At 60.6% G+C, this 6,446-nt stretch carries 6 protein-coding genes; 4 read left to right on the top strand and 2 right to left on the bottom strand.

Annotation, left to right across the window (positions count from 1 at the left end):
* Positions 1–14: 14 nt before the first annotated feature.
* Both ABI660_RS16435 and ABI660_RS16440 read right to left on the bottom strand, forming a co-directional pair.
* Positions 15–1,364 (bottom strand): heterodisulfide reductase-related iron-sulfur binding cluster, encoded by a 1,350-nt coding sequence (locus ABI660_RS16435; protein ID WP_348070029.1) that lies wholly within the window; start codon positions 1,362–1,364, stop codon positions 15–17.
* A gap of 194 nt (positions 1,365–1,558) precedes the next feature.
* Positions 1,559–1,981, bottom strand: coding sequence for a rubrerythrin family protein (locus ABI660_RS16440; RefSeq protein WP_077593639.1), 423 nt, complete (start codon positions 1,979–1,981; stop codon positions 1,559–1,561).
* Positions 1,982–2,295: 314 nt separating this feature from the next.
* Here ABI660_RS16440 and ABI660_RS16445 point away from each other — a divergent pair, with 314 nt between their 5' ends.
* From ABI660_RS16445 to ABI660_RS16460, 4 genes are all read left to right on the top strand, one after another.
* A complete protein-coding gene (locus ABI660_RS16445; RefSeq protein ID WP_348070031.1) occupies positions 2,296–2,937 on the top strand; it encodes a VOC family protein in 642 nt (213 codons plus the stop codon).
* 95 nt (positions 2,938–3,032) lie between these two features.
* Entirely contained in the window at positions 3,033–4,757 is a 1,725-nt protein-coding gene (locus ABI660_RS16450) for an FAD-dependent oxidoreductase (RefSeq protein ID WP_348070033.1), read from the top strand.
* A 10-nt stretch (positions 4,758–4,767) separates the two neighbouring features.
* On the top strand, positions 4,768–4,977 hold the full coding sequence (locus ABI660_RS16455; protein ID WP_348070035.1) for a DUF2783 domain-containing protein: 210 nt from the start codon (positions 4,768–4,770) through the stop codon (positions 4,975–4,977).
* A 73-nt stretch (positions 4,978–5,050) separates the two neighbouring features.
* Positions 5,051–6,446, top strand: a 1,396-nt coding sequence (locus tag ABI660_RS16460; RefSeq protein WP_348070037.1) for a valine--tRNA ligase, incomplete at its 3' end; no start/stop codon positions are given.

Consider the following 6,446-nt stretch of genomic DNA (forward strand, 5'->3'; position numbering starts at 1 on the left):
GTTTCCTTTGGCGGCTACTTCAGTCCGTAAGCAGTGCGGACCAGGGTCAGCGGGTGTTTCTGCGGCGGCGCGCCAAGCTGGTTGACGTCAAAACCCTGCGCAATGTGGTGGCCGCCCAGCGGGCAGTCGCTGCTGATCACATCGGGCAGACCGCCATCTTTGTGATTGGCCATGGCCTTGAACAGCGGTTTGCCGATTTTCATGGCCTGCTGGTGGTAGGGCACCTTCACGCCGAAGGTGCCGGCGTGGCCCGAACAACGCTCATGCGTGTGCACGCTGGTGCCGGGCACCATCTTGAGCATTTCCTCGGTTTTCTTGCCGATGTTCTGCACCCGGCCGTGGCAGGGAATCTGGTAGCTGATCTTGCCCAGCGGCACCGGAAATTCGGTCTTGAGCAGGCCGTCGCGCTTGCGTGCCATCAGGTATTCAAACGGGTCCCACATGTGCTCCTTGACGAGTTGCACCTCGGCGTCGTCGGGGTACATCAGCGGGATTTCCTGCTTGAACATCAGGGTGCAGCTGGGCACGGCACTCAAAATGGCAAAACCGTCCCGCGCATAACGGGCCAGCACCGGAATATTGGCCTCCTTGCTGGCGTTGACAGAATCCAGGTCGCCGAGCTCCAGCTTGGGCATGCCGCAGCATTTTTCTTTCTCCACCAATACGTAAGGCACTTCGTTGTGGTCCAGCACCTTGAGCAGGTCGTGGCCAATGCCAGGCTCGTTGTAGTTGATGTAGCAGGTGGAATAGATCACCACCTTGCCGGGTGTCTTGGCGCCGTCTTTCACTGCATGCGGCGGCGACGCCAGTGCACCGGAGCGGAATTTCTTTGTCGCCAGCTCTGGCAGCCAGGCGTTTTTGTCCACGCCCAATACTTTTTCCATCACGGCACGGGCTGGTTTGGTCTTGTTCACTGCATTGGCCACCTGCACCACGATGGGAATGCCAGCAAACTGGCCGTGCACATCGGTGGACGATAAAAACTTTTCACCGGCGCCCACACCGCCCTTCTTGAATTTGATGGCCTTGGCGCGCAGCATGGTATGTGGGAAGTCGAGGTTGAACTCGTGCGGCGGCACGTAGGGGCACTTGGTCATGTAGCAGAGGTCGCACATGTAGCACTGGTCGACCACCTTCATGTAGTCCTTCTTTTCCACCCCGTCGACTTCGCCGGTCTTGCTCTCGTCAACCAGATCGAACAGCGTCGGAAACGCACCGCACAAACTTACGCAGCGCCGGCAACCATGACAGATGTCGAAGATGCGCTCCATCTCGTGAAAAGCCGCGGCTTCGTTGTAGTAGTCCGGGTTTTTCCAGTCGATGGCATGCCGCGTGGGCGCCTGCAGATTACCTTCACTAGCCATGGTCTGTCTCTTGCTGTGGGCTTGGGGAAAAATTCGCGAACTGAATGCTTCCCCAAACCGCCAAGTGCTCACGGCGTAGCGAGCGGGTGCAGGGCAAGGCGCGGGTGTCGGGTCACCGGAATGTGCTCAAGGCACATGAGGATGGCCCGATCAGGACCCGCAACGCCGCCACGCGCCCGCGCAGTAGCCGTGATTCAGTCCACCAGTTCGGCGAGGGCCTTGGTGTACCTGTTTGCATGCGAGCGTTCGGCCTTGGCCAGAGTCTCGAACCAGTCGGCCACTTCGTCATGACCTTCGTCACGGGCGGTCTTGGCCATGCCGGGGTACATGTCGGTGTACTCGTGGGTCTCGCCTGCCACGGCAGAAGCAAGGTTCTGACGGGTAGCGCCAAAAGGCATGCCTGTGGCCGGATCGCCGCACTGCTCGAGCCATTCGAGATGGCCATGAGCGTGGCCGGTTTCGCCTTCCGCGGTAGAGCGGAACAGCGCTGCGACGTCAGGCTGGCCTTCCACGTCAGCCTTGTTTGCGAAATACAGATAACGGCGGTTGGCCTGTGATTCACCGGCAAATGCGGCTTTCAGGTTTTCTTCCGTCTTGGAGCCTTTGAGAGCAGCCATGGAAATCTCCTTCGTGGTTATGGAAATTGTGGGTGCCCTGGCGTCGTCGCCAGAGACCAAAACACGATAGTCCCATTTGGCGGACAAGGTCTAATTGCTTGGCTCAATACAAAAAAATGGAAAAAGCTATCGACCTATTGCAATTGATAATTATTCTCAACTCGATCGGTTTCATGGCGGGGGCGCAAGCTTGGCAGGCCATGATAGTTACGTTATAGTAAATGAATTACGAATAGGTGAACTCAAATTCGCGACCTGAATCCCAAATGCATGGGGTTTGCGATGCACCGAACCCTTCAAATCCGGAGATTGCCATGTCTGCCCTGATGAACTCCCCCAACCTGCTTTCAGCAGCGTCCCTGCCGGCGCCTGCCCCCGTTCAGCAACTGCACCATTACGCCTACCGAGCTAAAGATGCAGAAGAAACGCGGCACTTCTATGAAGACATCCTGGGTCTGCCGCTGTATCACATCATCCAGAGTGATCACGTGCCCAGCACCGGCGAATACTGCCCCTACACCCACTTTTTCTTCCGCCTGCAGGACGGCTCCTTCATCGCGTTTTTCGACCTGGGCAACGACGAGGCGGCCCTGCCCTCGCCAAACACACCGCTGTGGGTCAACCACATCTCGTTTCGCGTCAACACGGTGGCCGACCTGGAAGCCATGAAGGCGCGGCTGGAGGCCGGCGGCATTGAAGTGCTGGGCGTGACCGATCACCACATCTTCAAGAGCATTTACTTTTTTGATCCGAACGGTGTACGCCTGGAGCTCACGGCGCAGCTGGCTGACGAGTTCCAGATGCTGCAGGAGAGCAAAACCGCGCACGCCCGCCTGGCCGAGTGGACGGCGCGCAAGGAGCAGTGGCGCAAGGAAAAAGCCGCCGGCAAGGCGCTGGAAGCGCTCAAACCGCAGCAAAACGACAGGCCCGAAGTGGGCGGCAGGCCAGTGGCCTGATCCGGACTTGCTCTTTATTTGATAGCTATTGGCGCCCATCCCTAAAGGGCTGGAGCCATAAAACACTCACAAAACAAACGGAAAAGGCGCAAGCCATGCAGGAGACAAAACCCGCCTACGCGCAGCCGGCGTTCACCAACGGCTACGAGTTCACTCAAGGGAAGGGCTACGCCCTGCCGGAATACCCCTTCGTGGCACCGCCCGAGCTGCACTCGAAAGAAGTCACACGGCACCCGGTCGTCATTGTGGGCGGCGGCATCACGGGCCTGAGCCTAGCCTGCGCGCTCGCGCGTTACGGCGTCAAGGCTGTGCTGCTGGACGAGGACAACACCGTGGGCGTCAAGGGCGCCTCCTCACGCGGCATCTGTTACACGCAGAAGTCGCTGGAAATCTTTCACCGGCTCGGCATCTACGAACGCATTGCCGCCAAGGGCGTGCAATGGAGTGTGGGCCGCACCTTTGCCGGAAAAGACGAGGTGTACTCCTTTGACCTGCGCCAGCAAAGCAACTTCAACCTCTCAACGCAGCCGCCCTTCATCAACATCCAGCAGTTCTATATTGAGGGCTACCTGGTTGAACGCATCTACGAGCTGGGCCATGTGGACCTGCGCTGGAAGTCGCGCGTCACCGCCTTCACGCAGAACGCCGATGTCGCCACGCTCACGGTGGAAACCCCTGCCGGCAGTTACCAGATGGAGGCCGAACATGTGATCGATGCCAGCGGCTCACACACGCCCTTCCACCAGTGGGCCGGCGCCACCATGCAGACCCGCAACGGCGACGACCGCTGGTGTATTGCCGATGTGCGTTTTTCCAAACATCCACCGGTGGAGCGCCACACCTGGATCGAAGCGCCGTTCAACGAAAACCGTGCGGTCTGGCAGCACCTGATGGCCGACGACGTCTGGCGCATCGACTACCAGATGGCGCCCAACGCGAACCCGGAAGATGTCAGCCGCGAAGATGTGGTGCGCCAGCGGCTGCAGCGCCAGTTCGGCGCAGATGTCGAGGTCGAAATCGTCTGGGTTGGCCCCTACGCCTACCGCAGCCGCTGCCTGGACAAGCTGCGTCTGGGTCGCGTGTTTTTCATGGGCGATACGGCAAAAATCGTCAGCCCCTTCGGCGCGCGCGGCGGCAACACCGGCGTGGCCGATGCCGACAACCTGGCCTGGAAGCTGGCCGCCGTGTTGCGCGGCCGCGCCAGCGCTACGCTGCTGGAGAGCTACAACGCTGAACGCCTGGAAGCCGCGCAGCAAAACGTGCAAGTGACCAACCGCACCGCGCGCTTTTTGCGGCCCGCCGACGGCATGGAGCGCTGCTTTCGCACAGCTGCGATTGGCTTGGCAAAACAGTACCCGTTTGCGCGCGCGCTGGTCAATACCGGCCGCATGGCGGTGGCCAACAGCTACACGCGCTCCGGGGTCTGCGAAAGCACAGGCGGCCAGTCGGTACAGAACGTGGCATTCCGGTGGACCAACGGCGCCGAAGGTTCGGTCAACGACCTGCTGCAGTGGGCCAATGGCGACTTGCTGGTACTGGTGTTTGGCGAGCTCACAGCCACAGCTGCCGAACGCTTGCGGCTGCTCGCGCAGCATGCACCTGTGCGCAGTGTGCAGGTGCTGGCGCCAGATGATCGTGCCCAGGCGGTGGAGCACCTGCGCGACATCAATACCCGAGGTACTGCTCACCTGCAGGGCGCCTGCCATGTTTTTGGCCATGCCTGGGCCTTGCTGCGGCCCGACGGCTACCTGGCCGCAACCGGCGAGACGGTGGACGGCCAACTGATCGCCGCCGTGGAAAAGACTCTGGGCCTGCGATAGGAGGAACACCATGAAAACCGAAACAGCCCTCAAAGCCAGCGCCAACTTCCAGGACGCAGACGCGTTTTACGAGTGCCTGCTCGATGCCCATCAGGGCCTGAGCCGCGACCAGTCCGAGCTGCTCAACGCCCGTCTGATCCTGATTCTGGCGAACCAGATGGGCGACGCATCTCTGCTACAGGCGTGTATCGCAGCGGCCAAACCGGCGCCATCCAGCTGAAGCAGGCGCCAGTCGAATAAAATCGGGGCACTTCCTCCAACCCCAGGCGGCATTTAGTGCAGTGTTGCACGTGATGCCGTTTTTCATTGCCCCCATGACTGATTCCGCCAAGCCCACGCCCGCCTCCCCCGCCGCCGATACCCCGACCGCCCGCGTCGCCGTAGCTACGCCGGGGCTGGACAGCCTGGCCAAATCGTTTGAACCGGCAGCCATAGAGCGCCAGTGGGCACCGCTGTGGGAGGCGAGTGGCCTGTACGAGCCGACGCTGGACGCGGCCAAACCCTCCTTCTCCATCCAGCTGCCGCCGCCCAATGTGACAGGTACGCTGCACATGGGCCACGCCTTCAACCAGACCATCATGGACTCGCTGACGCGTTACCACCGCATGCGCGGCCACAACACGCTATGGGTGCCCGGCACCGACCACGCCGGCATTGCGACGCAGATCGTCGTGGAACGCAAGCTGCAGGGCGAAGGCAAAAACCGCCACGACCTGGGCCGCGAAAAGTTTGCAGAGAAGGTGTGGGAATGGAAAGAAGAGTCCGGCACCACCATCACGCGCCAGATGCGCCGCATGGGCGACTCGGTGGCCTGGAAGCACGAGTACTTCACGATGGACCCGAAGATGTCCAAGGTGGTCACATCTACCTTTGTGCAGCTGTACGAACAGGGCCTGATCTACCGCGGAAAACGCCTGGTGAACTGGGACCCGATCCTCAAGTCCGCGGTGTCGGACCTGGAAGTGGAAAGCGAAGAGGAAGACGGCTTCATGTGGCACATTCGCTACCCGCTTGCCGACGGTTCGGGCTCGCTGACGGTGGCGACCACCCGGCCAGAAACCATGCTGGGCGACGTGGCGGTGATGGTTCATCCAGAAGATGAACGCTACAAGCATCTCATCGGCAAGCTCGTGAAACTGCCACTGTGTGACCGCGACATACCGGTGATTGCCGACGATTACGTGGACAAGGCCTTCGGCACCGGCGTCGTCAAGGTCACACCCGCACACGACACCAACGACTATGCAGTGGGCCAGCGCCATCAGTTGCCCATGATTGGCGTACTGACGCTGGATGCGGCCATCAATGAGAACGCGCCTGAAAAATACCGCGGCATGGATCGTTTTGTGGCGCGCAAGGCCGTGGTGGCCGACCTGGGAGCCCAGGGTTTCCTGGTTGAAGTCAAAAAGCACAAGCTCATGGTGCCGCGTTGCGCGCGCACCGGCCAGGTGATCGAGCCCATGCTGACCGACCAGTGGTTCGTTGCCATGACCAAGGTCAGCGACCAGGATCCGACGGGCAAGTCCATCGCGCAAAAAGCCATTGATGCGGTCGAGAACGGCGCCGTCAAGTTTGTGCCCGAGCAATGGGTCAACACCTATAACCAGTGGATGGGCAACATCCAGGACTGGTGCATCTCGCGCCAGCTCTGGTGGGGCCACCAGATTCCGGCCTGGTACGACGAGGACG

The sequence above is a fragment of the Polaromonas sp. genome, from assembly GCF_039930745.1.
Classification (GTDB): domain Bacteria; phylum Pseudomonadota; class Gammaproteobacteria; order Burkholderiales; family Burkholderiaceae_C; genus Polaromonas.

Excerpts from the sequence above, each read along its gene's own strand:
- ABI660_RS16435 (WP_348070029.1), bottom strand. The coding sequence starts at position 1,364 with ATGGCTAGTGAAGGTAATCTGCAGGCGCCCACGCGGCATGCCATCGAC.
- ABI660_RS16440 (WP_077593639.1), bottom strand. The coding sequence starts at position 1,981 with ATGGCTGCTCTCAAAGGCTCCAAGACGGAAGAAAACCTGAAAGCCGCA.
- ABI660_RS16450 (WP_348070033.1), top strand. The coding sequence starts at position 3,033 with ATGCAGGAGACAAAACCCGCCTACGCGCAGCCGGCGTTCACCAACGGC.
- ABI660_RS16455 (WP_348070035.1), top strand. The coding sequence starts at position 4,768 with ATGAAAACCGAAACAGCCCTCAAAGCCAGCGCCAACTTCCAGGACGCA.
- ABI660_RS16445 (WP_348070031.1), top strand. The coding sequence starts at position 2,296 with ATGTCTGCCCTGATGAACTCCCCCAACCTGCTTTCAGCAGCGTCCCTG.